Annotated in this window: 21 protein-coding genes and 2 pseudogenes; 17 read left to right on the forward strand and 6 right to left on the reverse strand. The window is 53.7% G+C overall.

The features are described 5' to 3' along the window. Positions 1 to 18: 18 nt before the first annotated feature. On the reverse strand, positions 19 to 870 hold the full coding sequence (locus tag ACR0JB_RS02320) for an MBL fold metallo-hydrolase (RefSeq protein WP_170577401.1): 852 nt from the start codon (positions 868 to 870) through the stop codon (positions 19 to 21). A gap of 95 nt (positions 871 to 965) precedes the next feature. On the opposite strand from ACR0JB_RS02320, the gene ACR0JB_RS02325 reads away from it, so the two are divergent. From ACR0JB_RS02325 to ACR0JB_RS02365, 9 genes and pseudogenes are all read left to right on the forward strand, one after another. After that, a complete protein-coding gene (locus tag ACR0JB_RS02325) occupies positions 966 to 1,865 on the forward strand; it encodes a LysR family transcriptional regulator (RefSeq protein WP_170504836.1) in 900 nt (299 codons plus the stop codon). Positions 1,866 to 2,162: 297 nt separating this feature from the next. Then, positions 2,163 to 2,870 (forward strand): annotated as a pseudogene (locus tag ACR0JB_RS02330) (IS6 family transposase). Between the two features lie 156 nt (positions 2,871 to 3,026). Next, on the forward strand, positions 3,027 to 4,148 hold the full coding sequence (locus ACR0JB_RS02335) for an aromatic ring-hydroxylating oxygenase subunit alpha (RefSeq protein WP_480789650.1): 1,122 nt from the start codon (positions 3,027 to 3,029) through the stop codon (positions 4,146 to 4,148). Beyond that, positions 4,145 to 5,680, forward strand: a complete 1,536-nt coding sequence (gene betC / locus ACR0JB_RS02340) for a choline-sulfatase (protein ID WP_170577407.1) — start codon at positions 4,145 to 4,147, stop codon at positions 5,678 to 5,680. The genes ACR0JB_RS02335 and betC overlap by 4 nt, the downstream gene beginning before the upstream one ends. Continuing rightward, positions 5,677 to 6,471 carry an SDR family NAD(P)-dependent oxidoreductase gene (locus tag ACR0JB_RS02345; protein ID WP_170352072.1) on the forward strand — a complete coding sequence of 265 codons (795 nt, stop codon included), beginning with the start codon at positions 5,677 to 5,679 and terminating at the stop codon, positions 6,469 to 6,471. The genes betC and ACR0JB_RS02345 overlap by 4 nt, the downstream gene beginning before the upstream one ends. After that, the gene (gene kce, locus ACR0JB_RS02350) at positions 6,471 to 7,403 is read left to right on the forward strand and encodes a 3,5-dioxohexanoate:acetyl-CoA acetone transferase (RefSeq protein ID WP_170504841.1); all 933 of its coding nucleotides are present in this window, start codon (positions 6,471 to 6,473) and stop codon (positions 7,401 to 7,403) included. The genes ACR0JB_RS02345 and kce overlap by 1 nt, the downstream gene beginning before the upstream one ends. Before the next feature lie 10 nt (positions 7,404 to 7,413). Continuing rightward, entirely contained in the window at positions 7,414 to 8,832 is a 1,419-nt protein-coding gene (locus tag ACR0JB_RS02355) for an aminobutyraldehyde dehydrogenase (RefSeq protein ID WP_480789651.1), read from the forward strand. Beyond that, positions 8,832 to 9,566, forward strand: a complete 735-nt coding sequence (locus ACR0JB_RS02360) for an SDR family NAD(P)-dependent oxidoreductase (protein WP_480644976.1) — start codon at positions 8,832 to 8,834, stop codon at positions 9,564 to 9,566. Before ACR0JB_RS02355 ends, ACR0JB_RS02360 begins: the two co-directional genes overlap by 1 nt. Next, positions 9,566 to 10,498 carry a 3-hydroxyacyl-CoA dehydrogenase NAD-binding domain-containing protein gene (locus ACR0JB_RS02365; RefSeq protein ID WP_480644974.1) on the forward strand — a complete coding sequence of 311 codons (933 nt, stop codon included), beginning with the start codon at positions 9,566 to 9,568 and terminating at the stop codon, positions 10,496 to 10,498. The genes ACR0JB_RS02360 and ACR0JB_RS02365 overlap by 1 nt, the downstream gene beginning before the upstream one ends. On the opposite strand, the gene ACR0JB_RS02370 is transcribed toward ACR0JB_RS02365, so the two are convergent. Beyond that, positions 10,476 to 11,324, reverse strand: a complete 849-nt coding sequence (locus tag ACR0JB_RS02370) for a GlxA family transcriptional regulator (protein WP_480789652.1) — start codon at positions 11,322 to 11,324, stop codon at positions 10,476 to 10,478. The genes ACR0JB_RS02365 and ACR0JB_RS02370 overlap by 23 nt on opposite strands. Before the next feature lie 773 nt (positions 11,325 to 12,097). On the opposite strand from ACR0JB_RS02370, the gene ACR0JB_RS02375 reads away from it, so the two are divergent. Together ACR0JB_RS02375 and ACR0JB_RS02380 are read left to right on the forward strand one after the other, a co-directional pair. Next, on the forward strand, positions 12,098 to 12,826 hold the full coding sequence (locus ACR0JB_RS02375; protein WP_170393435.1) for an IS6 family transposase: 729 nt from the start codon (positions 12,098 to 12,100) through the stop codon (positions 12,824 to 12,826). Positions 12,827 to 13,013: 187 nt separating this feature from the next. Next, positions 13,014 to 15,758 carry an AsmA family protein gene (locus ACR0JB_RS02380; RefSeq protein WP_170393437.1) on the forward strand — a complete coding sequence of 915 codons (2,745 nt, stop codon included), beginning with the start codon at positions 13,014 to 13,016 and terminating at the stop codon, positions 15,756 to 15,758. A gap of 11 nt (positions 15,759 to 15,769) precedes the next feature. Here the strand turns inward: ACR0JB_RS02380 and ACR0JB_RS02385 are convergent, their stop codons facing one another. The 3 genes from ACR0JB_RS02385 to ACR0JB_RS02395 form a co-directional block, all read right to left on the reverse strand. Then, positions 15,770 to 16,270: a hypothetical protein gene (locus ACR0JB_RS02385; protein ID WP_170393439.1), complete on the reverse strand. Its 501-nt coding sequence runs from the start codon at positions 16,268 to 16,270 to the stop codon at positions 15,770 to 15,772. Positions 16,271 to 16,394: 124 nt separating this feature from the next. Further along, positions 16,395 to 18,008 (reverse strand): mechanosensitive ion channel family protein, encoded by a 1,614-nt coding sequence (locus ACR0JB_RS02390; protein ID WP_170393440.1) that lies wholly within the window; start codon positions 18,006 to 18,008, stop codon positions 16,395 to 16,397. Further along, positions 18,008 to 19,327: a mechanosensitive ion channel family protein gene (locus ACR0JB_RS02395; RefSeq protein ID WP_170393442.1), complete on the reverse strand. Its 1,320-nt coding sequence runs from the start codon at positions 19,325 to 19,327 to the stop codon at positions 18,008 to 18,010. Before ACR0JB_RS02395 ends, ACR0JB_RS02390 begins: the two co-directional genes overlap by 1 nt. Positions 19,328 to 19,474: 147 nt before the next feature. On the opposite strand from ACR0JB_RS02395, the pseudogene ACR0JB_RS02400 reads away from it, so the two are divergent. Further along, positions 19,475 to 20,182: pseudogene (locus ACR0JB_RS02400) on the forward strand (IS6 family transposase). A gap of 166 nt (positions 20,183 to 20,348) precedes the next feature. On the opposite strand, the gene ACR0JB_RS02405 reads toward ACR0JB_RS02400, so the two are convergent. Beyond that, the gene (locus ACR0JB_RS02405) at positions 20,349 to 20,954 is read right to left on the reverse strand and encodes a helix-turn-helix domain-containing protein (protein WP_170393444.1); all 606 of its coding nucleotides are present in this window, start codon (positions 20,952 to 20,954) and stop codon (positions 20,349 to 20,351) included. Positions 20,955 to 21,068: 114 nt separating this feature from the next. Between ACR0JB_RS02405 and ACR0JB_RS02410 the strand changes: the two genes are divergently transcribed. From ACR0JB_RS02410 to ACR0JB_RS02430, 5 genes are read left to right on the forward strand one after another with little or no spacing between them, the layout of a single operon-like run. Then, positions 21,069 to 22,259, forward strand: coding sequence for an LLM class flavin-dependent oxidoreductase (locus tag ACR0JB_RS02410; protein ID WP_170393446.1), 1,191 nt, complete (start codon positions 21,069 to 21,071; stop codon positions 22,257 to 22,259). Beyond that, positions 22,252 to 22,929, forward strand: coding sequence for a glutathione S-transferase family protein (locus ACR0JB_RS02415; protein ID WP_170348206.1), 678 nt, complete (start codon positions 22,252 to 22,254; stop codon positions 22,927 to 22,929). The genes ACR0JB_RS02410 and ACR0JB_RS02415 overlap by 8 nt, the downstream gene beginning before the upstream one ends. Beyond that, complete coding sequence (locus ACR0JB_RS02420; protein ID WP_480789653.1) at positions 22,926 to 23,411, forward strand: flavin reductase family protein; 486 nt, start codon at positions 22,926 to 22,928, stop codon at positions 23,409 to 23,411. Before ACR0JB_RS02415 ends, ACR0JB_RS02420 begins: the two co-directional genes overlap by 4 nt. Further along, on the forward strand, positions 23,408 to 24,304 hold the full coding sequence (locus ACR0JB_RS02425; RefSeq protein ID WP_170393450.1) for an alpha/beta hydrolase: 897 nt from the start codon (positions 23,408 to 23,410) through the stop codon (positions 24,302 to 24,304). The genes ACR0JB_RS02420 and ACR0JB_RS02425 overlap by 4 nt, the downstream gene beginning before the upstream one ends. Further along, positions 24,301 to 24,675: a nuclear transport factor 2 family protein gene (locus ACR0JB_RS02430; protein WP_170393452.1), complete on the forward strand. Its 375-nt coding sequence runs from the start codon at positions 24,301 to 24,303 to the stop codon at positions 24,673 to 24,675. Before ACR0JB_RS02425 ends, ACR0JB_RS02430 begins: the two co-directional genes overlap by 4 nt. Positions 24,676 to 24,993: the final 318 nt, after the last annotated feature.

A 24,993-nucleotide genomic window follows, 5' to 3' on the forward strand; every position in this document is an offset into this window, starting at 1 on the left:
TGCAACTCGGTCGGTGGTTTAGTGGCCATGCCAGATGGCGTAGGCCATCCGCTCAACATGCGCGGGCAGATTTTCTTTGTAGAACAGCCACTGGTCGAACTCGGGGAGCTTGACTGTCTCTTTCAACTCTTCAACTGTTTTGCCGTTTTGCAAACCCTCCCAGACGGCGGCATACAGGGCTTCGACAAAGGCCAGTTCTTCGGGCAAAAGCTCCGGCGCAGAATGCTCCAGATGGCCAGAGATCACCGTGTCATAGTCAAGCTCGGAGCTAACGCGGCGCAGCGTGTTCAGCGCTCCCACATAGTCATGTGTGTTTAGCCGTGCATTAGAAACCAAGAAGCGCGGAAGGTGCCAATCCACTCCCATCAAAACCTTGTCTTCGGGCATTTGAATAACGCTCTGGCATTGGCCGCCGCTTGATCCGAAGTACTTCAGGTCAATGATCTTATCGCCCAATTCGATGCGATGCTCATCCGCATAGGTCACGTCGGGCACCACCACCCGGTTTTCCTGATCGCGGCTCATCAATTCGACGCAGCCTTCCTGGGCGATGAACTCTGCGCCTTCATCCTTGAAAATCTGCCCGCCTCGCGAGTGGTCAAAATGATCGTGCGAGTAGACCACTTCCACCGGCTGATCGGTCAGCTTGGCAATCTCTGCGCGCATTGCTTCTGCGCGGAACTCGTGGTTCGGATCGACCACCAGCACACCTTGGTTGGTGATCGCAACCAGGCTGGAGTAATGCGCCATGTGGAACTGGTAGATACCGTCTTTCAGTTCGGTCATGACTGGATTCATTTCATCACCGGCCGCAAACGCTGCGTTGGCAAGTGTGGTGGCGGCAGCGATGGCCGTCAGAATGCTTTTCATGACAAGTGCCTCCTGTTTGTTGGAAGCAACATACTCTTGACTTGATGCGGGATAATTGGCGTCAATAGCAATTCATAAGATACAAAGGGTATCGAATGGATAAGCTGAAGAAAATGACCGTGTTTGCCCGTGTGGTCGAATTGGGAAGCTTTGCCGCAGCTGCAGAGGATCTGAATGTCAGCCCGGCCATTGTTGGGCGACACGTGGCCGATCTGGAAGAGATGCTTGATCTTCGCCTCATTAGCCGCACAACACGTTCGATGAATGTGACAGAAGCCGGGACCCGTTACTACCACGGATGCAAAGCAACATTGGAGCAGCTGGAAGCGCTTGAGCAAGATGTTGCAGCACTCGATGGTACGCAGTTGTCAGGGGTAATCCGCGTGGCTGCCCCAGAAGGGATCGGTGCGCCACTTTTGCTGGATGCGGTGCAAAGCTTTCAGGTGCTCCATTCCGAAGTGTTGTTTGACCTGGTCTTTGAAAACGAGCAGACCGATTTCATCAGCGCTGGGGTGGACCTGGCCATTCGCCTGGCGATCAAACTGGATGACAGTAGCCTGATAGTCAGCAAACTGGCTCAGACACGGCTCGCTCTGTTTGCCTCCCCCTCTTATCTTCGTTCGTATGGCGCGCCCGAGAGCGTGAATGATCTGGACCACCACCGCTGCCTTGTCTTTGGCGGTTCGCGTTTTGGTGAGAGCTGGCCTCTCGTGACGAAGAAGGGCCTGCAAAGGCTGCGTCAGCCCTGGAAGCTTGTCATGAACCAAACGCATATCTACCGCGAGGCATTGGTTCGCGGGATGGGGATTGGGTTGCTGCCAGAAATCATGGCAACGGACCTGGTGGAGGCGAGACAACTTCAGCCCATCGAATTGGCCGGGCACTTTCCAGATGTTGGAGTTTTCGCCGTCTTTCCTGACAAGGCTTTCCAACCCCGACGGGTTAGTCTGTTCCTCAGCCATCTTCGGCAACGGATCAAACAGGGTCCAGCCTGATTAAAAATACGCTCGCTACTGTCTCCAGGGTACAAAGCCGCCATTTGGGTGTTGGTTGGCGAAATTCGGTTTTGTACGCAGACTGTGAGTTCGACAGATTCAGGATTTTGCGCCCGCAGCTAATGGCAGGTTTGGTGAAGCCGCACTGCGGCGACAGTGGCTGCGATGAATGTCTTTCATGGGCCGTTTCCTAGCGAGGCGGTCCAAGACACAGGATGTGATGCGACACGCCCTCCGAGGGGTCTTGTCAGAAGAACTTTGCTTGAGCTGGGCAGGGCGGTTGCGTAGCTTTTGCCCATGACCAAACCTGCCTCCTTCAAGTACTTCAAGACTAGTCGTGAGATCATCCGTTTGGCGGTGATGCTGTACATCCGATTTCCGCTTTCATTGCGAAATGTCGAATATCTGCTGCATGAGCACGGGATCGGTATCAGCCACGAAACCGTCCGCTACTGGTGGAACAGGTTCGGTCCGATGTTTGCCTCTGAGATCCGAAGAAAAAGGGTTCAACAACTGCGCGCATTCTCCAAATGGAAGTAGCACGTGGACGAGGTTTTCGTGAAGGTGAATGGCAAGAGACACTACCTCTGACGGGCCGTCGATCATGAGGGCGAAGTGCTGGAAGCAATCGTTACCAAACGTCGTAACAAGAAAGCGGCATTGAAATTCCTCAGGAAATTGATGAAGCGACACGGTAAAGCGGAAAACGTCGTCACGGATCGCTTCGCCTCATACAGAGCTGCGCTCAGAGAGTTGGGCGCGCTCAAAACACAAAAGACGGGAAGGTGGCTCAACAACCGCGTCGAGAACTCGCACCTGCCGTTTCGACGACGCGAACGCGCGATGCAGCGCTTCAGGCGCATGCGAAGTTTGCAAAAATTCGCCTCCGTCCATTCCTCCGTATACAACCACTTCAACCAGGAAAGATCGCTCGCCAGCCGAGACACTTTCAAGCTGATACGCACCGCCGCTCTCGCAGAGTGGCGCGAACTTGGTGCGGCATAAAGGGCAGCTCTATTGGCCCAGCTGAGACTAGTTCGAATTTGTCTGACAGCACCATTTCGGCGGTCTGGCTCAATCCAAAAACATCAAAATTCTGACCAATTATGCATATCTCAGATTCGTAAATGGAATACTCTATGCCAACACTGGAGGAACCACATGACAGATTCTGATACGATTTCTCTTGGCTATGATCCCGATCCATCGCGTTCCAGTTCACTGCGAGCGGAGGCCTACACGGAAGAAAAGTGGTTTGACGCTGATCTCAAGGCCATCATCTCCAAGACCTGGCAGTGGGTCTGTCATGTGGAAAAAACCCGCGAGCCAGGGTCCTACGTTACAATCGAGATTGCAGGAAAGCCTATTGCCGTTGTGCGCGACAAGGAGGGCACGTTGCGCGCTTTCTACAACGTCTGCAAGCACCGCGCCCACGAACTGCTTTCTGGCGAAGGAAACACAACTCGGATCATGTGCCCTTACCATGCTTGGGTTTACAAGCTGGACGGGCAGTTGGCCCGCGCGCCCCACACCGAGAACCTTGAAGATTTTCGCACCGATGAGATTTGCCTCGACGCGGTGCAAGTCGAAGAGTTTTGCGGATTTGTATTCGTCAATCTGGACCCAAAGGCACCCTCTTTGGCGCAGCAGTCAGGCAATCTGGAAACTGAAGTGCGCCACTGGGCACCGGACGTGGATCAACTGACCTTCGGGCACCGATTGACCTATGACATCAAATCAAACTGGAAGAACGTCGTTGATAACTTTCTTGAGTGTTATCACTGCCCGACGGCCCATAAGGATTTCTGTGATCTTGTTGACATGGATACTTACAAGGTCACAACCTATAGCATCTATTCCAGCCACATGGCCGACGCGGGAAACAGCCCCAATGCCGCCTATGACGTTTCGAACGCGACGGTCAAAACCCATGCGGTTTGGTGGCTTTTTCCGACAACCTGCTTGATGCGGTATCCCGGCCGGTCCAGCATGATCGTGCTCAACATCATCCCTGTCGGGCCGGATCGGACATTGGAGACCTATGACTTTTTCCTTGAGACGCCCGAACCCGACGCGATGGAACTGGATGCAATTCGCTATCTGGATGAGGTGCTACAGGTCGAAGATATCAGTCTCGTTGAGTCTGTGCAGCGCGGAATGAACACGCCTGCGTTTACCCAAGGTCGGATCGTCAATGACCCGGATGGGTCGGGCAAATCCGAGCATGCGGTGCATCACTTTCATGGGCTGGTTCTGGATGCCTACGCCAGGGGTGCAACGTGACGCAGCCAGGTATCCTTGTGATCATGGCGGATCAGTTGGCCCCGCATTTCACGGGGGCCTACGGACATAAGGTTGCCAAGACCCCGCATCTTGATGCGCTCGCTGCGCGTGGGATGCGCTTTGATGCGGCCTATTGCAATTCCCCGCTCTGCGCCCCTTCGCGGTTCGCCTTTATGTCGGGCCAACATATCTCCCGGATTGCGGCCTATGATAATGCATCAGAATTCAAGGCGTCAGTTCCGACTTTTGCGCATTACCTAAAGTCGCTGGGCTATCGCACGTGCCTGTCAGGTAAGATGCACTTTGTCGGCCCTGATCAGATGCACGGGTTCGAAGACCGCGTGACGACCGATATTTACCCGTCGGACTTTGCATGGACGCCCGACTGGGAAGCCCCCGATGAGCGGATCGATAAGTGGTATCATAACATGCAGACCGTCAAGGAAAGCGGTCTGGCGCATGCGACGTTCCAGATTGATTACGATGATGAGGTTGGCTTTGCCGCCAAACGGTGGCTTTTCGATGCGGCACGTGACAAAGCGCTAGGGCATGATGCGCCCTTTGCGATGGTTGCCAGCTTCATACATCCGCATGATCCATATGTCGCCCGCCCCGAATGGTGGAACCTCTATTCAGACGACGACATCGACATGCCGGCCTTTACGCCTGCTTTGGATGATCAGGACCCGTTCTCGCGCCGCCTGATGGATGGGATCGAAGCGTCCTATGTGCCGCTGACAGAGGAAGAGGTGCGCCGCGCGCGCCGCGCATATCTGGCGAATGTCAGCTACTTTGACAGCAAGATCGGCGAACTGGTTAAAACGCTCGAAGAGATTGGAGAGCTGGACAATACAATCGTGATCGTCACGGCAGATCACGGCGACATGCTGGGCGAACGTGGGCTGTGGTACAAGATGAATTTCTTTGAACATTCGGCCCGCGTGCCGTTGGTCATGGCGGGACCTGGCGTGGCGGTTGGGACAGCGCGAAACGCTGTGTCGCTCGTGGATATGTTGCCGACGTTTATTGAGATCGCTGGCGGTAGTGAAAGCATGATCGGCGAACCTATAGATGGCCGAAGCCTTATGCCCTTGGCGCGGGGCGAGGACGACCCCGTTGATGAGGCAATCGGCGAGTATTGCGCTGAAATGACGGGCTTTCCCGTCATCATGATCCGGCGTGGTTCATTGAAATACATCCACTGCGATAGCGATCCACCACAGCTGTATGATCTGAGCGTTGATCCGTTGGAGACAAGAAATCTGGCCTCCGACCTCAGTTACAATGAGGCCGCTCAAGCCTTTGCTGATGAAGTAGCCGCGCGGTGGGATGGCAAGGCATTGCGTACAAAGATCATTGCAACCCAAAAATCCCGCCGTGCGCTGCATGCCGCGATGGAAGCAGGCGCAAGTGTGCCTTGGGACTACAACCCACCATCCGACGCGAGCAAGCAATATGTGCGTAACGATATGGATTGGACCATTGCGGCCAAGCGTTACCGTTATCCCCCTTTGAAGGACCAAGACCAATGATGCTGAACGGAAAAATTGCCCTCGTTACAGGGGCAAGGGGTGGAATCGGACGTGCGATTGTGGCGCGTTTCGTCAAAGAAGGTGCGACAGTTTACGCCGCAGACCTGACGCTCGAAGGGTCACTGGACAGGCATGACGATGACGGCAGCCACTTTGTAAAGCTCGACGTAACACAGGAGGCGGACGCAATCGCCGCAATGGATCAGGTCCGCAACGCTCATGGCAAGCTTGACGTCTTGGTGAACGCGGCAGGGATCGAGATTGAAAAGACGGTCGAAGACACCACGCTGGAGGAATGGAACCAAAGCTTTGCGGTGAATTCCACGGGTACTTTTCTAACCTCAAAATACGCCATTCCTTTGATGCGCGAAGCCGCGAAATCTGGCAACAGCGCTAGCTTGATCAACTTTGGGTCTTACGATGGGTTCATCGCTGACCCCGGCCTTGCCGCTTATTGTGCAACCAAGGGAGCGGTGCATGCGCTAACCCGTGCAATGGCCTGCGACCATGGCCCTGAGGGTATCCGCGTCAATGCGATCTGCCCCGGCTATATTGATACTCCGATGCTGCAGAGTTTCTTCAACGGTGACGGATCTGGCGGCGGGGGGGGCAACATCGAAACACTTCAAAAAGCTGTCCGGGACGTGCACCCGATGCGTACCTACGGAACGCCAACGGACATTGCCAATCTGGTCAATTGGCTGGCCAGCGACGAGGCGCGCTATGCCTCTGGTCAGCTTTGGGTTTTGGACGGGGGGCTGTCTGCGCAAGTGCAACAGATGAAATTGTAATGCCCAAGTCAGTCATCATCACCTGTGCGCCAACGGGCGGTATTCACACGCCGTCAATGTCGCCCCACCTGCCGATCACACCTGCCGAAATTGCAACAGCAAGCATTGAAGCGGCAGAGGCTGGCGCGTCTATCATCCATCTGCACGCGCGACATCCCGAGACCGGCAAGCCAGATCCCAGACCTGAATTGTTTCAGCAATTTCTGCCTGTGATCAAACAATCCACTGACGCGGTGGTGAATGTCTCAACCGGCGGCGGATTGGGCATGTCGATGGACGAACGTCTGCTGGCCGCGACTTCGACGAGCCCGGAAATGGCCTCGCTCAATATGGGCAGTATGAACTTTGGCATCTTCCCGATGCTTCAGAAATACACGGAATTTCAGCACGATTGGGAACGTCCATTCCTTGAGATGACGGAAGACTTCATTTTTCCCAACACGTTCAAAACCATTCGATATGCGATTGAGAAACTGGGGGGTGATCATGGCACCAAGTTTGAGTTTGAATGCTATGATCTGGGCCATCTCTACAACGTCAAATGGTTCGTGGATCAAGGGCTTATCAAACCGCCGTTCTTCATCCAGATGGTCTTTGGCATTTTAGGAGGCATTGGCGCTGACCCTGATCATCTGACTCATATGCACAATACGGCGGACAAACTTTTTGGCGCTGAAAACTATGAATGGTCCGTACTGGCAGCAGGCCGGCACCAAATGCCTTTCGCTACACAAAGCGCAATGCGCGGTGGCAATCTGCGTGTCGGGCTCGAAGACAGTCTCTTTATCGGCAAGGGAGAGCTTGCCACATCGAATGCCGAGCAAGTGAGCCGCATTCGCACAATAATCGAAAATCTGGGCCTTACAGTTGCGACGCCGGCAGAGGCGCGCGAACGCCTCGCACTAAAAGGCGGCGATCGGGTTGGGTTTTAGAGAGGACCACATGCAGACAAAGATGTTAATCAATGGCGAAATGGTTGAAGGGGGCGGCACGCCGATCTTTGTCGTGAACCCAGCCACGGGCGAAGAGATTTGCAAGATCAATTCCGCGACGTCCGAACAGGCAAGCGCTGCGGCCGCAGGGGCCCACGAAGCCTTTGAGACATTTGGCCAGACCAGCCCTGCAGAACGTTCTGAGCTTTTGACCAATATCGCAACTGTCTTGGAAGAGCATGTCGAGGAACTGGCAGAGCTGGAAAGCTTGGATGCCGGTAAACCCTGGCCTTCGGCTTTGGATGACGAAATGCCGTTGACGCTGGACACATTCAAGTTCTTTGCCGGTGCGGCGCGCACGATGTCTGCCGTTGCTGCGGGCGAATATGTGGCCGGTCATACCAGCATGATCCGCAAAGATCCGGTTGGCCCTGTAGCCGCGATTGCGCCATGGAACTATCCGCTGATGATGGCGGCCTGGAAACTGGCAGCGCCATTGGCATCTGGCTGCCCGGTCACGCTGAAGCCCTCGCAGCTGACGCCGCTTTCCACGCTGAAAGCCGCCGAGCTGATCGCAGGTGTTGCGCCCAAAGGGGTGGTAAACGTGCTGCACGGCCCCGGTCGTGAGATTGGCGAGCAGATGATCAACGATCCACGGACCGAGGCGATCTCAATCACGGGTTCCAACGCGACGGGTTCTGCCGCGATGGCTGCAGCCTCTCGTCAAATCCGCCATGTGCATCTGGAACTGGGCGGGAAAGCCCCGGTCATTGTTTTTGACGATGCTGATATCGAGGCGGTTGCCGAAACTGTGCGCTATGGTTCGTTCTTCAACGCCGGTCAGGACTGTGCACAGCCCTGCCGTTTGCTTGTCGCTGATGAGGTTTATGACAAGGTCGTTGCCGCCGTTGTTGATCAGGTCAGCCAGATCAAAGTTGGGGCTCAAAAGGCCGAAGGCACCGAAATGGGGCCGATCATCTCGGCCGCGCAACGCAACGCTGTAGCGGGGTTTGTCGACCGAGCGCGCGATGACTGCGAAGTTGTATTGGGAGGCAACATGATCAACGGACCAGGTTTCTTTTATGAACCCACCGTGCTGATCAATGTGGCGCATGATACCGAGGTATTCTGCAACGAGATCTTCGGTCCTGTCGTGACCATCTCGCGGTTTGGCGACGAAGAAGAGGCACTCATGGTGGCAAATGCAGGCCCGTTTGGTTTGGCCTCATCCGTTTGGACCAAAAATACCGGTCGCGCGATGCGGATGTCTTCGAAGTTGCGCTATGGCTTTACGTGGGTGAATACGCATGGTGTTGCCACGCCTGAAATGCCTTGGGCCGCGATGAAGAGCTCTGGCACTGGTTGTGATATGTCGGTCTACGCCTTGGACGCTTATACCGCCGTGCGCCATGTGATGGTCGCGCACTGATGCGGTTGGCTGACAAACGCGCTTTCGTTACAGGCGGCAGGCAGGGCATTGGGCGCGCTATCGTAGAGGCCTTCATAGCCGAGGGTGCGGACGTTATCACCTGTGGTCGGGGACCAAAGCCGGATGGTTTGAGTACTGATTGGATATCTTTGGATGTGTCAGATGCCGCCGCCGTTAGCGAAGCTGCGCAAGAGCTGGGTGTATTGGACGTCATCGTAAACAACGCCGGCGTCCAGGTTGAAAAGACTGTTGTGGACAGCACTGATGCCGATTGGGATTTGGTTATGGGAGCGAATGCAAAGGGCGTTTTCAATGTCTGCCGGGCACTCATTCCGCAAATGCAGGAGGGTGGCTCCATTATCAACATCGGGTCGATCTCGGGCAATGTCGCGGACCCGTCGATGGCACTCTATAATGCGTCAAAGTCTTTTGTGCACGGGCTCACCAGGTCCATTGCGGTGGATCACGGACCGGCAATTCGCTGCAATGCGATCTGTCCGGGCTGGATTGAAACCGGCATGCTAGATGCAGGGTTTGAGCTTGCCCAAGACCCTCAGAAAGCGAAGACCGACGCATTGGCAAGGCACGCGGTCAAACGCTTTGGCAAACCTGCTGACATAGCAGCAATGGCTTTGTGGTTGGCCTCTGACGATGCATCGTTTGCAACGGGCCAATTGTTTACTGTTGACGGTGGCATGACAGCGGCCTCTCCTCTTAATCCGGGGTTGTTCTGATGTCTCAGATTGAAAGAACCGCCATTCTTGGAGCCGGCGTGATCGGGGCAAGCTGGGCCGCTTTGTTCCTCGCCTCGGGCCGGAACGTAACTGTCTTTGATCCTGACGAAAACGCTGAGAACACCGTGCGATCCTACGTTGAAAACGCATGGCCTGCGCTGGAAGACCTAGGCCTAACTGAGCGCGCGACACCTGACGCCATCACCTTTGTGGCGACCGCTGCCGAGGCCGTCACAGAGGCGCAATTCGTTCAGGAAAACGCGCCTGAGCGGTTGCCCATCAAGCATGCAATCTATGCGGAGATTGAGGCCGCGCTGGCTGCTGACGCAATTGTCTCAAGCTCGACATCGGGTCTGACGCTCGAAGCGCTCCAAGAAGGGTGGCGCGATCCCGCGCCGCTTATTCTTGGCCACCCTTTCAACCCGCCGCATCTGATCCCGCTGGTGGAACTGACAGCGAACAAGGCCACCGGATCAGACATTCTGGACCGCACAGAAGCGTTCTACAATGACATCGGGAAAGTCACGATCCGCATCAAGAAAGGCATGCCGGGGCATGTAGCCAACCGGTTGCAGGCCGCAGTTTGGCGAGAGGCCGTTCATATGGCCGTTGAAGGTGTTGCCAGCGTCAAAGACATAGACAAAGCGATGTGGGCCGGACCGGGATTGCGTTGGGCCGCAATGGGGCCAACCACTCTTTTTCACTTGGGCGCGGGCGCAGGCGGTTTGCAGGCTTTTTGTGACCACTTCAAAGACACGTTCAACAGCTGGTGGGCCGATCTGGGTGATCCACGCTTAGACGATGATGTGATCAGAAAACTGGTCGATGAAATGACAGCGCATGCACACGGGCAAAGCACCGAGGAACTCTCAGCGCAGCGTGATGAGATGCTCACAGCTATGCAGAAGGCTACGAGACACCTTCGGACTTGATGTCAGGCTTGAACATTGGCCAGGCGCGAAACTCGAACGGCACACGACCTTCGATGCGATCAGCAGTGGGCGTCAGGCCGAACCGGTTGCGGTAAGCGCGGCTGAAATGCACTTGACCGTTGAACCCCGACGCCTCTGCAATCTCGCTGAATTTCAGCTCGGTTTGCGTGACGAGGCCACGCGCTCGATCAAGGCGGATATCTCGGTAGTATTCGACGGGTGACTTTTGGACATACTGCCGGAACAATCGGCCCAGTTGCCGCTGCGAAACGCCTAACTGTTGAGATATAGCGGGAATTGACAACGTGGTCTCCAAATGCGCTTCCATAAGGTCGATAGCATCTCGGACAACGCCAGATGTGACATACCCAAGCGGCTCCACATCCTCGGGGTTTTGTGACTGACCTTCCCCACGCACATCATGGTGAAACAGATACCGCGCTGAGGCGTTTGCGATGCTTTCGCCAGCGACGGAATGGACAAATCTCAAGCCAAGGTCGGTTGCCGCTGATCCTCCACAACATGTGAAGATCTTGCCATCTGTTACAAACATGTTCTCAGATACCGTCGTGTCCGGTGCAATTTCGGCGAAGGCATCGATGTGCTCATAATGGACCGTCGCAGTTTTGCCCTTTAGCAATCCAGCCTGCGCGAGCACAATTGCACCCGTATCCAACCCACCAACTATTGCACCGCCTGCATCCCATTTTTGAAGAGCCGCCTTGAACTGGCGTGTCCCGTGGCGTTCAGGCGTCCAGCTTGTACTTACGAGAACGAGCCAAGGCTTGCCCCTGACCACGTTTGCCAAAGGAGCAGTATCAACCACCAGGCCGCTGCTGGATTCGATGTGACCACCAACCTCCGAAACATAGGTCCAGGAAAACCGCACCAATCCTGACAGGTAATTCGCAGTTCTAAAAGGATCGATGAAAGATGTCGTTGCCGAAACGTTGAAATGCGGGCTCACCAAAACAACGATGCCTAACGTTTGATCAATTGATTTCGCCATGGCTGATTTTGTAAAGTATGGTCCAAAAATATCAAATCGATTTCTTTTCTTTCATTTGTTTGGTGTCTTTTGGAGTTCCAAAACCAACAGCTTGCCGGGGACAGAAAGCAGTCCTACGGTAGTTTAGAAGCACCACAAGCAGACCTTGGCGCAAATTTGACGAAGGCCCGCTCCGTCCGCGACTCGGACATTGCCTCGTTTGCTGCCACCGTCCGCTCCTGCGTGAAGCAGCCATTCGTGGTCGGGATTTCAAAATTTTTGCCTTCAACGTCGGCTAAACGCAGAAAAGCAGTCACCTGAGAAAAAGACTTGGATGACCGAGTCGAACCCGAAGCAGACTCCAGTTCACGACACCGGACCAACTCACGTTCAATAATTTGTCCGCGAGCCGAGATCGTCTGCAAGCTGATCAAAAACCAACCTGATCCTTTGCGCTGTTCATAACTCAGAGTGTGTGGCCAACCAGAAAGGAAATTTGAATGGCTCGCGTTCGGGCAGAACACACTCCACACCGGGTGTAAGGGCCGCCACAAGGTCTTGTCAGAATAACTTTGCTTGAGCGGGGCAGGGCAGTTGCATAGCATTTGGGAATGACAAAACCTGCCTCTTTCAAATACTTCAAAACCGGTCCCGAGATCATCCGTCTAGCGGTGATGTTGTACATCCGATTTCCGCTTTCTTTGCGAAATGTCGAAGATCTGCTGCATGAGCGAGGCATCGATGTCAGCCATGAAGCCATCCGCTACTGGTGGAACAGGTTCGGCCCGATGTTTGCCTCCGAGATCAGACGAAAGCGAGTCCAGCAGCTGCGCGCGTTCTCGAAATGGAAGTGGCACATGGACGAGGTTTTTGTGAAGGTGAATGGCAAACGTCACTACCTCTGGCGCGCCGTCGATCATGAGGGGGAAGTGCTGGAAGCCGTCGTTACGAAGCGCAGAAACAAAGCTGCATCACTGAAATTCCTCAAGAAATTGATGAAGCGGCACGGTAAAGCCGAAGAAGTAGTCACCGATCGCTTCGCTTCCTACAAGGCAGCGCTCAGAGAAATGGGCGCGCTTGAAAAACAAAGGACGGGTAGGTGGCTCAACAACCGCGTTGAGAATTCGCACCTGCCGTTCCGACGAAGAGAACGCGCCATGCAGCGTTTCAGGCGCATGCGAAGTTTGCAGAAATTCGCCGCTGTTCACTCCTCCGTCTACAACCACTTCAACCAGGAGAGATTTCTCACCAGCCGAGACACCTTCAAGCTGACACGCAGCGCCGCTCTTGCCGAGTGGCGCAAACTTGGCAAGGAGCAAAGGACAGCGTCACTGGCCTAACAGAGACTGGTTCGAATTTGTCTGACAGCACCCTCGGGGGAAAGGTCAGCAAAACGCAGAAAATAGGATGCAATCCTACGAACACAACCGCGCGACGTAGCAATCACTATATCCTTAGTTGCCAGAAAGATTGGAGATTTCCGATTTGCGGTTAAACTGAATTATGAAAGCGACTACAGGAAAGCAAATGAGAACCTGGCTGTTTAGGATAATTGGACTCATTGCGCTACTCGCTTTTGCAGCAATCGCTTTTGTTTGGTTGCTACTTGCTGCGCCGTTGTTCTCAGATATGCGACGCAACCTTGTGGAAAAGGCTCTTTCGGAACAAATTGGGCAGCCGCTTCTGGTCAACGACGATGTGAGCGTCGCACTTGGTCGCATTACCCACATCTATGTCGGTGGCGTTGTAATCCCCAGCGAGACACTGCCAGATACATCTCTTGCAGAATTAAAGCTCCTTGAAATGGAACTGGACGTTGCCGCCTTGGCCAACGGACGTCTGCACTTTGACAACCTTTTGGTGGACGGTCTCCAGGCAAACTTTCTTACAGCCTCTGATGGAACAACAAGCTGGCGAAAACGCCGACCAATGCCAACGTCTCAAACCAACGGATCGCTGGCAGAGGACAATCGGGATACTGAGGCCGAAATCGAGACGTCCGAAGTTGGTGGCAAAGAGAGCAGTGGGATTCTTACCTTTCTCAGCGACAAGAACGTCAGCTTCACATCCATCGGTTTGAACATTGACGACCAGGTTTCAGGTTTTTCGTTTGTGTTTGATCTTCAGTCACTCGCCCTCGAACAAGCAGCTGATGAACAAAGGACAAAGGTCTCGGGGACAGGCTCCGTCAACGGTCAAGGTTTCGAAATCGAGGGCGACTATCCCCATGACGCGCCGTTTACGACGCGGGCCCGCTTTGGAGAAATGACTGTCCGCTACGATGGCGAGCCATTCGCGGAAGACGAAGGTGGCGGTTACCGGGCTGTCCTGGAGATGGATACTGGTGAATTCGGCGACTTTCTCGATGTCATGGGGTTGGAACGAGTTCTGGAAGGTAATGGCCAGTTGCAAGCTGAACTTGTGTCTCAGGACGTCCTAACAATCGAAACATTTACAACAACCGTAAGCCTTGAAGATGGACAAAAACTCGAAGCTGAAGGTTCTGTTGATGATCTCTATACAGCTCAAGATGTCGATCTGCTTTTCAATGCGCGACTTCACCCAGAGGGACAACCGCCCCAAGCGGCAAAGAGTATTCAAGATCTCAAGTTTACAGGCTTTGAAATGCATATGGTTGGATCCCTGGCTTCCTTCGAGTTTGAGCAGCTGCTTTTTCAAACCAATGCATTCGAACAGGGGCTGGACGTAATCGGTCCAGCATCCATCGAAAGCATTCGCCGCATGCCAGATGGCCGACTCGCCATGCTGGGCATTGCTTTGCAAGCCGGTCCAATTGAAGAGCCTGTCCTGAAAGCTGAAGGTGAAATCCTCGATCTGCTTCAGCTTCAGGACGTAACATTCGATGGTGTGCTGAATGGGCCCGCCAAGTTGATTTTGCCGAACCTAGATGAGGGTTACGTTGATCAGTTCGGCGGCATCAAAGCCGATTTCAACATATCCAATGCGGGCGGTCCGGTTTCTTTCAATAGGTTTAACGCGGCCACCTACGGGACCGATCTCTGGGCGCTCGATCTCGCTCTATCTGTCAACGAGCTAAAAGGGCTAGCCGGTCTCGATTTCGACGTGAAATTGGACGTCGACGACAGCGCCGAGTTTCTAACCGCAGTGAGTCTGCAACCTGTCGAGATCGGAGCACTAGCTATCGATGCTGAAACCTCCAAACAGGGCGAGGACTTTGATGCCGCAATCCAGTTTGAAGCCGGGTCTTCGCATCTTCTTGCGGCTATAGACGCTGATTTCCCCGAGGGCGCTACTGTTGTTCGGGGCAACATCACGAGCGAAAGGCTCGATCTCAACGACCTGAAGAACCTGACTGCCGTGCTGGACCAACTGAAAAGCTTGGTAGGCGAGACCACAAAGGAACCTGAAGCCGAAGTTCAACCCTTGGTTTTACCGAAGGAGACAGACGTCCAGTCCTTGGTGTTGCCAAAGGAAAAAGGGAAACCTGTCGATCTTCTGGATGTGCAGCGCGTGCTGCGAGAAGCTGACGTCGAGGTACAGATCGAATTCAAAGAGATTGTAGGCCAGCAAGGCGTTACATCTGTTTCCAGCCAATTGTCTGCCAAAGAAGGAACCGTGGATTTCGGCCCGCTCCAGATGGTTTATGGTGGCGGAAACTTCAACCTGCGTGCGGTCATGGATCTGATTGACTCACCTGATTGGCTTTCATTGTCAGGATCGACCTCGGGATGGGAATTCGGCGAAATCTTGGATGAATTGGGAATTGGCATTGATGCCTATGGACGTTTGAGCGGTGAGTTCAACGTTTCTGGCAGTACCACCTCGGGCAAGGCCTTCGTCAACTCCATGCGCGGCAATGCGTCTTTGTCGATGTCCCAGGGCTACATCAGCACCAGCTTATTGGAGTTGGCGGGGCTGGGAATCTTCCCGTGGCTGTTTTCAGAAGAGTTCAGACAAGGTTACACCGATATCACTTGCGTGGTGGCTCCGGTTGAAATTCAGGCCGGGCGGGTCAGTTCAACCTCCACCGTCATTGAAACAGGGTCGGTTCAGTTGGTGGCCAGGGGACAAGTGGACTGGCTGAACGATAGCATTGCGATCAGGGCGGAGCCGCGGCGCGTTGGCAAACCCCTATCCCGAAGCGCTTGGCCTTTTGATGTGTCGGGCCAGCTTTCGTCGCCAAAGTTCAAGTTGGATGTGGGCGGATCCAGAAACAAGGCTCCAGAGGGCGCCGATGCTATGCCTGTCGACAGGCAACCCTGTGTGCCTGATATCAATCAATTGCAGTGATCTGACACGACCTAGTTCTTCAGCGGTTCTGGCTGTTCGGCCTGGCACTCCAAAACGGCCTCGATGGCTTTTGCAGACCCGCTGAGGTCTAGCTCCACTTCGGCCCCACTTTCGCCAATGATTGTAACGCTTTGGCGTTCTCCAAATTCCGTTACAAACGCCGGGTTGTCGAAAAAGGCGTAACCACCGGGCACGCCATTCTTGTAGACACCTACGGCCTCACCTTCGAACTGTGCATCACCAAAATCAAATCTTACTATGCCTGTCGCACCGTCCTCGACTTGAACCCAGGCCGGATTGTAGGCGGCAAAAAAGCCGCCAGCCTGGTTTGGTGCAGCGCCAATTTCTACTGTCATATCGTCTTCAAAGGCTCTCCACGCGAGACAACCGTTGCCTTTTTCTGGATCGATGAGAATTGCCCAGTCGCCGGACTCACCCCACTGTTCCATCCCGGCTGCGTGAACAAACCCAGGCAGAAGCACTACAGTTGCGGAAAGTACCCACTTGATCATCCTGAGCCTCGCTGAGTTCTGAAGATTTCTTGTTTGATTCTAATCATTGCTCAATGTCAATCAATCCAATCCGACGTCGGCGGTATCGCGTTTTTGAAGTTTCATAGATGAACCTGACGAGTTGTTAGTCAGTTATGTGAGCAAGCTCACCATCCCAATCAGCTGAAGGTATTTTGGGTTCCGGCGGATCAGCGATGTAAGACGGAGTCATTATTTGAGTTTTGTTTTCATTAAAAACATCGACAATGTTCTCGCGAAGATCCGACAAGATTTTTGGCAAACTCGATCCACGAGAAGTGTACGCGTTGATTTCATAGTTGATCGCGTAATCTGCCAACTGGGTCCAAAGCACAAATGGCTCCGGGCTCTTTCTCAGCCCTTGCGTTCGGTGTGCCGCCTCAATCAGCATCGCTTTGATTTTCTTGGGAGGTTCCTCGTAGCCAATCCCCACCGTCGTGTGCACCAATAGCCCCCGACCATCCACTTTGCGTGAGTAGTTCACAACTTCGGAATTGAGCAGCTGGGCATTTGGAATGCTGATCATCTCGTTCTTGATCGATTTGATGAGTGTTTCCATCAGTTTGATCTCTGTTACGTCGCCTATCTTGTCACCGACCTGAATTCGATCACCCACATTAGTGCTGCGTCTGTAGATGACAAACAGACCGGCCATCATATTTGAAACAACTGTGTTGGATCCCAGCGAAACCATGATGCCGGCAAGAATAGTCAAACCTTGGAAGGCGCGAGAGTCGGAACCGGGAATGTAAGGGTATGCAAACACCAACGCGATAACGATGAACAAAGCCCTGCACAGCATTTTTGTTGGTGCAATCCAATGATCCTCGAAGTCCTTTAGCTCAAAGGCTCCGCTCTCAATGTTTTCGAAGAAAAGATCGAGGCCTCGAATTCCCAGCCGAGTCACAGCGGCTATAATCGCAAGCATGATCAGATTGGGAATGTACCCGACAATGGCCAAAACCACAGTGACCAGCGGTTCACTGACATATTTCAACAGGATTTGGGCTATGCCCTGTGTTTCCGCGAAAGAAAGCAGAACTAAGGAAAGGTAGTAATAGAAGAAAAAGAGGAAGAAGACCCACATCAAAACGTGGAATGCGTAAACGATGATGGAGGCAATAGCCTTGCTTCTTAGAATCGATTTTGTGGCTTCCTCAAAACCTTCTGCTCTCTTTTCCAAGTTGCTTCTGATGTAGTCCAACAGCTTTCGTCGTTTGGCGAAGAACGCATATGAAACCAGAGCAAAAATGACTGTCCATGCAACGGCAGCAATTGCACTGTCGACTAGGCCCTCGTTGGATCGCGCTTCACGATATTGCAGGATCGCGGTTTCAATAGCCGCGGCTTGTAGTGCGGCCAAACTCTCGACGTCCATCTGTTCATATTCGGCATCCGCTTGGGTCGTCGTTGTAATCATCTGGCCATCGGCTCTAATGAGTTTCCCGAACTCAGAGTCCATGATTTCAACATTTATGCTCGAACTCTGAGAAGCGTCGCCAACCTCAGAAAGGCGCTCAGCAACCTTGTCGGCCCGCTCAGTTGCAGGAAGGGCACTCGAACCACGAACGACGAACAGTTCCTCCCCATCTACAATCACTGGAGCAACAAATTCAGAATCTTCTCTTTCTTCAGTCGGAACAAGCGGTTCTTCTGACTGGGCGAACGCGACACTGCTGGCAAACAAAACAGTCGTGAACCAAACTACAAAAGCTCTCATTAATTTGCTCCCTCTACGGGTATCAGGTGAACATCGCGCTGTGGGAAAGGTATCGAAATCCCCTCTACGTCAAACCGCTCCTTTGCTTGCCCCGTCAGGTCCCAATAGACGGTCCAGTAATCGTCAGATTTGGACCACGGGCGACAGAAGATATTGACAGAGTTGTCTCCCAACTCGCCGACGAAAACCTCGGGCTCGGGTGTCTTCAAACAGAGCTCGTGTTTTGAAACCAGTTCTTTAAGAACATCGATTGCTTGCGCCGCGTTGTCGGAATAAGCGATGCCAAAAACCAGATCGACCCGGCGTTCTTCCGAGGCACTTACGTTTGTAATCACGTCTCCCCAGATCTTACTGTTTGGAACGATAATAATCTGGTTGTCGAACGTACGAATTTTGGTTGAAACCACAGACATCTCATCCACAAAGCCGGATGATCCTCCGACTTGAATGTAATCGCCAGTATCAAACGGCTTCAAAACCATAATCATCAGACCACTTGCGAGATTGCCTAGGGTTTCCTGAAGCGCGAAGCCCAGGATGAACGACAAGCCACCAAGAACGGCAAAAAGCGGAGTGACGTTCACCCCGAACAAGGCCAAGACAACGAGTATCCCAAGAACAAACACAGCCCAGAAAACTGCTGTGGCGATGAATCTCTTCAGCATCCTCGAAATTGTCGGAATTTTTTCTAAACCGCGTTCGGTGACACGGCGCACCATTCGGGCGACAAACATCATGGCCCACACGGCGAGCAAAACACCCAAAATAGCCATCAAAAGACCCACGCCCCCTTCCCAGGAGAACAACCAGGCCCAAGCATTTTGAATTAGTGTCTGAAAGTCAGTTGTTTTGAGCGCCCCTGCCTTTAATGCAAGGATGTAGTCGGAATGGGGTTGCAGGTCTTCTGCCTTGGCCCCTTTCAGTGTCCACGCCTCAAGCACCAACCGATAGTTGTTCAAAAGCGCCGATCCTGAGTCACTTAGGGACGCCAATTGTGACCGGAGGTCGTCTTCTTGTTCCCCACTTGCTGTCCGAAGACCGAGATTAATCTGAGCGACCTCTTCGAGTTGCGAGCGCACAATACCTTGCCAAGTGCCTGCGACCTCGGAAAGCTCATCTGCTGTCAACGGAACAAGCAGGATCTCCAAATCTTCGCCCGAAATGGATGTATCAACGACCTCATCAAGAAGTTCGTCTTGCTCTACTTCGACAGCTTCCTTCGCATCCGCCGTTTCTTGCGCGTTGGCAGAAAAAGCGCCTGTGAGGGTCACTATGGAAAGGAATAGCCAAATTAGCCCGATATTGAGTAGTCGTCTCATTTATCCGTCCCCCTCTTTAGTCACCAAAAAGAGCATAAAGGGACGTCATGAATCCACTTATATATTCAAAAACGAATATTCTGTTGTGACGGCCTTGTCAGAAGAACTTTGCTTGAGCGGGGCAGGTTGGTTGCGTAGCTTTTGCCCATGACCAGACCCGCCACTTTCAAATACTTCAAAACCAGCCCCGAGATCATCCGCCTTGCTGTGATGCTGTTCATCCGTTTCCCTCTCTCGCTTCGAAATGTCGAAGATCTGCTGTACGAGCGAGGCATCGATGTGAGCCACGAAGCCGTTCGATATTGGTGGAACGGGTTTGGCCCGATGTTTGCTTCTGAAATCAGGCGGAAGCGGGTGCAGCAATTGAGAGCATACTCCAAATGAAAGTGGCACGTGGACGAGGTTTTCGTGAAGGTGAATGGCAATAGACATTATCTTTGGCGGGATGTTGATCACGAAGGTGAGGTGCTGGAAGCCGTTGTTACCAAACGCCGAAACAAGCAGGCGGCATTGAAATTCCTCAAGTAATTAATGAAGCGACACGGTTAAGCGGAAAACGTCGTCACGGATCGCTTCGCCTCATACAGAGCCGCGCTCAGAGAGCTTGGTGCTGCCGATAAACAACAGACGGGCAGGTGGCTCAACAACCGCGCCGAGAATTCGCACCTGCCGTTCCGACGACGCGAACGCGCGATGCAACGTTTCAGGCGTATGCGAAGTCTACAGAAATTCGCCTCCGTCCATTCCTCCGTATACAACCACTTTAACCAGGAAAGATCGCTAGCCAGCCGAGACACTTTCAAGCTGATACGCACCGCCGCTCTCGCAGAGTGGCGTCAACTTTGTTCCGGATAAGTTCGCGGATTTGACGGCAAACTGAGACTGTATCGAATTCGTCTGACAGCACCTCCATATAAAAGGCGAAATCGACCACCTTCTGACTGCCTTTTGAACCGTCCAGTGTGCCGACTTTTCACAATACAATTGAAAATTTCTGGTTTTGGTAACCTCCGGCCAACAGTCACCAAGTAATTCGTATCGGTGACATCGCCCAAACCATTGTTGCCTCTTTCTCCGTCTTGTTGCGAAAGCGATGCGCGATCATGGATGGGTAGGAAAAGCTGTCTCCTTCGCGCAATGAAATGATCTCGTCCCCGAGACGTAGCTCAACTTCACCGCTAAGAACTATGGCGTGTTGCTCACCTTCAAAAGAATAGCCTTCGAGTGGCTCGGGTGGTTCTCCTGCGCCGGGGCGGAACCGTGATAGGATCAAGTAACAATGGCCGGACAATGTGCTTGAAAGTAACTCGTCCTCAAAACCTAATTCATCAGTTGATCGCGTGTACATAGCGGACAGCGCCCTACGGTTTTCGCGTCGCACGACGTGCTTTCGCTCAAGAGGCCCGTTGCCTTCCTGTTTGGGAAAGAACCAATTGGGGTCAACTGCAAGCGCATCGCTGATTTCACCAAGCAGGTCGTCCGACACATTGGCCGCCCCAAGTTCAATTCGGCTGAGATAGGCTTTGGAGCACGACACCACCTCGGACAGGTGTTGTAGGGTCAATCCACGCGCTTTGCGCACTTCGCGAATTTCACTGCCGAGCCTTTGGGCGTCGGTCTGAGACACGTCACTTTTCATGACTTCAGAATAAATGATTTTAGTTGACTTTTCGAGCTAAAATCAACTTAGTTGAAAAGAAGGGGAAAAATCAACTGATTTTCCATCGGCTGGGAGAAAGTTATGCGCTTTGATTTGATTGCCAATTTTAGCCCCGGTGAGACGATTCCATGGACGCGCACGCTGGAGATGATCCTCGAACAGTGTTCGCTGGCCGAACAGGCAGGGTTCACGACCGCATGGTTCACCGAGCATCATTTTGCCCATAACGGTTACATGAATGCGCCGCCCAACCCGATCCAGATGGGGACCCACGTTGCCGCGCATTGCAAGACGCTGCGGGTTGGAACAGCGCCCATCATTTTGCCTGACTGGCATCCTTTGCGCGTGGCTGAAGATGCCGCGATGCTGGATAATATGACGCTGGGCCGTTTTGATTTCGGCGTCGCCAAGGGCATCAATGAACGCTCGACCCTCCAGTTCAATAAAGATGCCGACCGGCGCGATAATGCCAAGGTTATGCGGCTGTATCAGGAGAGCCTTGAGATTATCCTGAAAGCCTGGACCAACGAAGCGTTCACCCATCATGGTGAGTTCTATCGATTCCCTGTTCCCGGCTGGAAAGAGAGCAACCGGTTCTTTGACCCTCTGGATCCGCGTTATCACGATGAAGATGGCGAATACAAAGCGATGTATGTGCATCCGCGCCCCTATTCCAACCCTCACCCTCCGGTCTGGCTGATGTCAAATGCACCGCCCACATTCAAACTGGCCGGGGAACGCGGTTGGGGCGTGATCTCGATGGCGGCTGGCCCCAAGGCGACGCTGGCCTGTTGGGAGCCCTACCGCCAGGCCCTGTCGCAACGCGAAGGGCGCGAGGTAAGTCTTGGCGAGGGCGTTGGTGTCTGCACAGCGTTTTATGTCGGTGAAAGCATGGAAGAAGCGGTGAACACAATCCGTGGTCCGATCAATGCCTATTACGAATTTCTCGGCGGGTCGCGTCCCAAGGGGGAATGGACCAAACACGGCTATTTGGATGTCGGCGAAGAGATGACCCCCGAAGATGAGGACATGGACTGGTTCGATTTCCTCAACAAACGCGGGATCATTGTGGTGGGTGATGCCGAATATGTCGCGGATCGGTTTGCGGAACGGCAGGAAACCATCGGCCTCGATCACCTTATGCTGATGCAGCAATACACCGGTGTTCCTTACGAGAAAATCCTAGCCAGTTGGCATCGTCTGTTTGAGCATGTCGTTCCCAGGTTTGGCACGCAGTCCATCGCGCAAAAAAGGATGCTGGAACATGCTTGAGATTTGGGGGCGACCCTATTCGTCGAACGTCATTCCGGTGATCTGGACAGCGAATGAACTGGGGTTGGATTACGCGCTGCAACTTGCCGGGGGAAGCTTTGGCAAGCTCGACACCGAGATGTATGCGCAGATCAATCCCAACAAGATGATCCCGGCGATCCGCGACGGGGATTTTGCGTTGTGGGAAAGCCTTGCCATCGTACGATACCTCTGTGATCGATACGGGGCAGGAACGCTGAGCCCATCCGATATTCAGACCCGCGCGATTGCGGATCAATGGATGGAGTGGTCGGCAAGCCGCGCCTTTGGACCGGTGATCTATCTGTTCTTCGCAACGGTGCGCACGCAACCGGGCAAGCGTGACCCCGAAAAGATCGCCAAGCTGCGCGATGAGGCGCACGAGGCCCTGACCCTTCTGGACCGGCACCTTGCGGAGCGCACCTATGTCTGCGGCGACAGCTTCACCATGGCAGATATTCCCTTGGGATGTGTGGCCTATCGTTATTTTAACGTCGAGGTCGACCGCCCGTCCTTGCAGAATGTCGAGGCCTGGTATCAGCGGCTGGCGGAACGCCCCGCCTATCAGGATCACGTCATGCGTCCGTTCGGGACCAACCCCGATGAATGGGCTGCCTTGGAAAAAGCCTGTGCCAGCGAAGGGGTGCTATGATGGACGTTCGAGAATATCGCCGCGCACTTGGCGCCTCTCCGACGGGTGTTACCATTGTAGCCACCTATGACGCGGACAGAGAACCGTGGGGTCTGACCGCCAACTCATTCACTTCGGTCTCATTGCAGCCGCCGGTGATCTCGGTCTGTGTTGCAAAGTCAGGCCGGGTCTTCCCAACGCTGTCGCAATCGGATCATTTTGCGGTCAATATCCTGTCGGCCGAGCAGAAAGACCTTGCTATGCACTTTGCAAGCGATGTCGAAAACCGATTTACCGACACCGATTGGATTCCCGGAACCGCGACCCCCTTGATCCCCGGTGCCTCGACGCAATTGGAGTGTACGGTTCACAGCAGGGTCGACGCAGACGATCACGAGATCCTCTTGGGCCGCGTCATCAACTATGCCCACGCGCCCGCTCCGCCCCTTGTCTTTTGCCGCGGCGCGTTCTTCTCCGCGCCCCAACCCGAGGCTTCATCATGAGCGATCATCTGACCTTTCACACCAGCTTCGGCCCTGATGAATTCGACGCTCAATATAATCTAAGGGCAGGGCGACCGGACTATGAAGTGACCGTCATTCCCGGTTGGAGCAGCGATAGCGAGACAGCGCGCGCCACCTGCGATTGCAGCCTGGACCTCCGCTATGGGGAAGGCGAGAAGCAAAGGTTGGATGTCTTCCGCTGCTTGGACGCGGCTGCGCCGACATTGGTCTATTTCCACGGCGGCTATTGGCAGCGTGGTGACAAATCGATTTACAGTTTCATAGCGCCACCCTTTGTTGCCGCGGGGTTCAATGTTGTTGTCGTCGGCTACGATCTTTGCCCATTCGTGACCATTACGCGTATTTCAGAAGAAGCGCGTGAGGCCATGGCCTATATCTGGCGCAATGCGCGCGATCTGGGCATCAATCCAGACCGCATCACCGTGATGGGTCATTCCGCTGGCGGACATATCACCCAGATGATGATGGCGACTGATTGGCCTGCGTTTGGTGATGATCTTCCCGCGGACCTGATAAAATCCGGTATCCCGGTGTCACCGCTCAGCTATCTCGAACCGGTCCGTCTGACCGAAGAGCTGAATGCGGGCATCCGCATGGATCCAACAGAAGCTGAGGCTGAAAGCCCGATGACCAACCACCCCCCGGTCACCAATGCGCCTCAACTGGTTGTGGTCGGCGGTGCGGAAACCGAGGAATTCCACCGACAGGCACGCATGTATGTCGAGAAATACGAAACAGCAGATCGCAAGGTCGGTCTCTATTTCGTGCCGGGCGTGGATCACTTTGACGAACTGAATGTGCTTGTCGACCCGGCAAGCCCCTTCTTCAAACACACTTGCGACATGCTTCAAGGAAAAGGACTGCAATCATGACCGCTTTGACCCGTGACCTTGTCGACTCGGTCGGCGACGCTTTTAACGCGAACGACATTGACGCTGTGATGAAGCATTTTGCAGACGACGCGACATTTGACCATGCCGTTGGCCCCGAAGAACATGGCATACGTCTGGAAGGTGCCGAGGCCATTCGCAACGCCTTTTCATCCCTGTTTGAAAAGGTTGCGAACGTGCATTGGGAAACACTTGACTGCACCATTTCTGGAAACAAAGCCTGTTGTGAATATCGCCGCACGGCCACGCACAAGGATGGCACCAAGGAAGAGTTTCTAAGCGTCGACATCTTGACCTACCGCGATGGGCTGATCGTTCACAAAGACACGTATTATAAGCAACGCACAAGCTGATCCGACAGTCTCGGACGCAGCCAGACACACAGTCGTTGTACCGAACCTTTCCCAGTTTGGTGTCGCTGGGGTTGCTGGCCCGAGCGGCTGTGACTTCTAAAGCCAGGTTTCATTTCCGGATTGGGGCTAAGCGCTTCTGGCGTAGAAATTCAGGTGTTGAAATCCCGATCTTTGAACGTCATGTGTCCACTGGATGCAATCTTAGGGCGAGGCCGGTTTGGACGTTCAGCCGAGATGTATGATTGCGGATCTATCGGGTGGTGAAGGCCGAAAATTGTTGCCATTGAAATTCACACCTAAGCATATGAAAATCGGCAG

The organism is Ruegeria sp. BI7 (assembly GCF_056537925.1).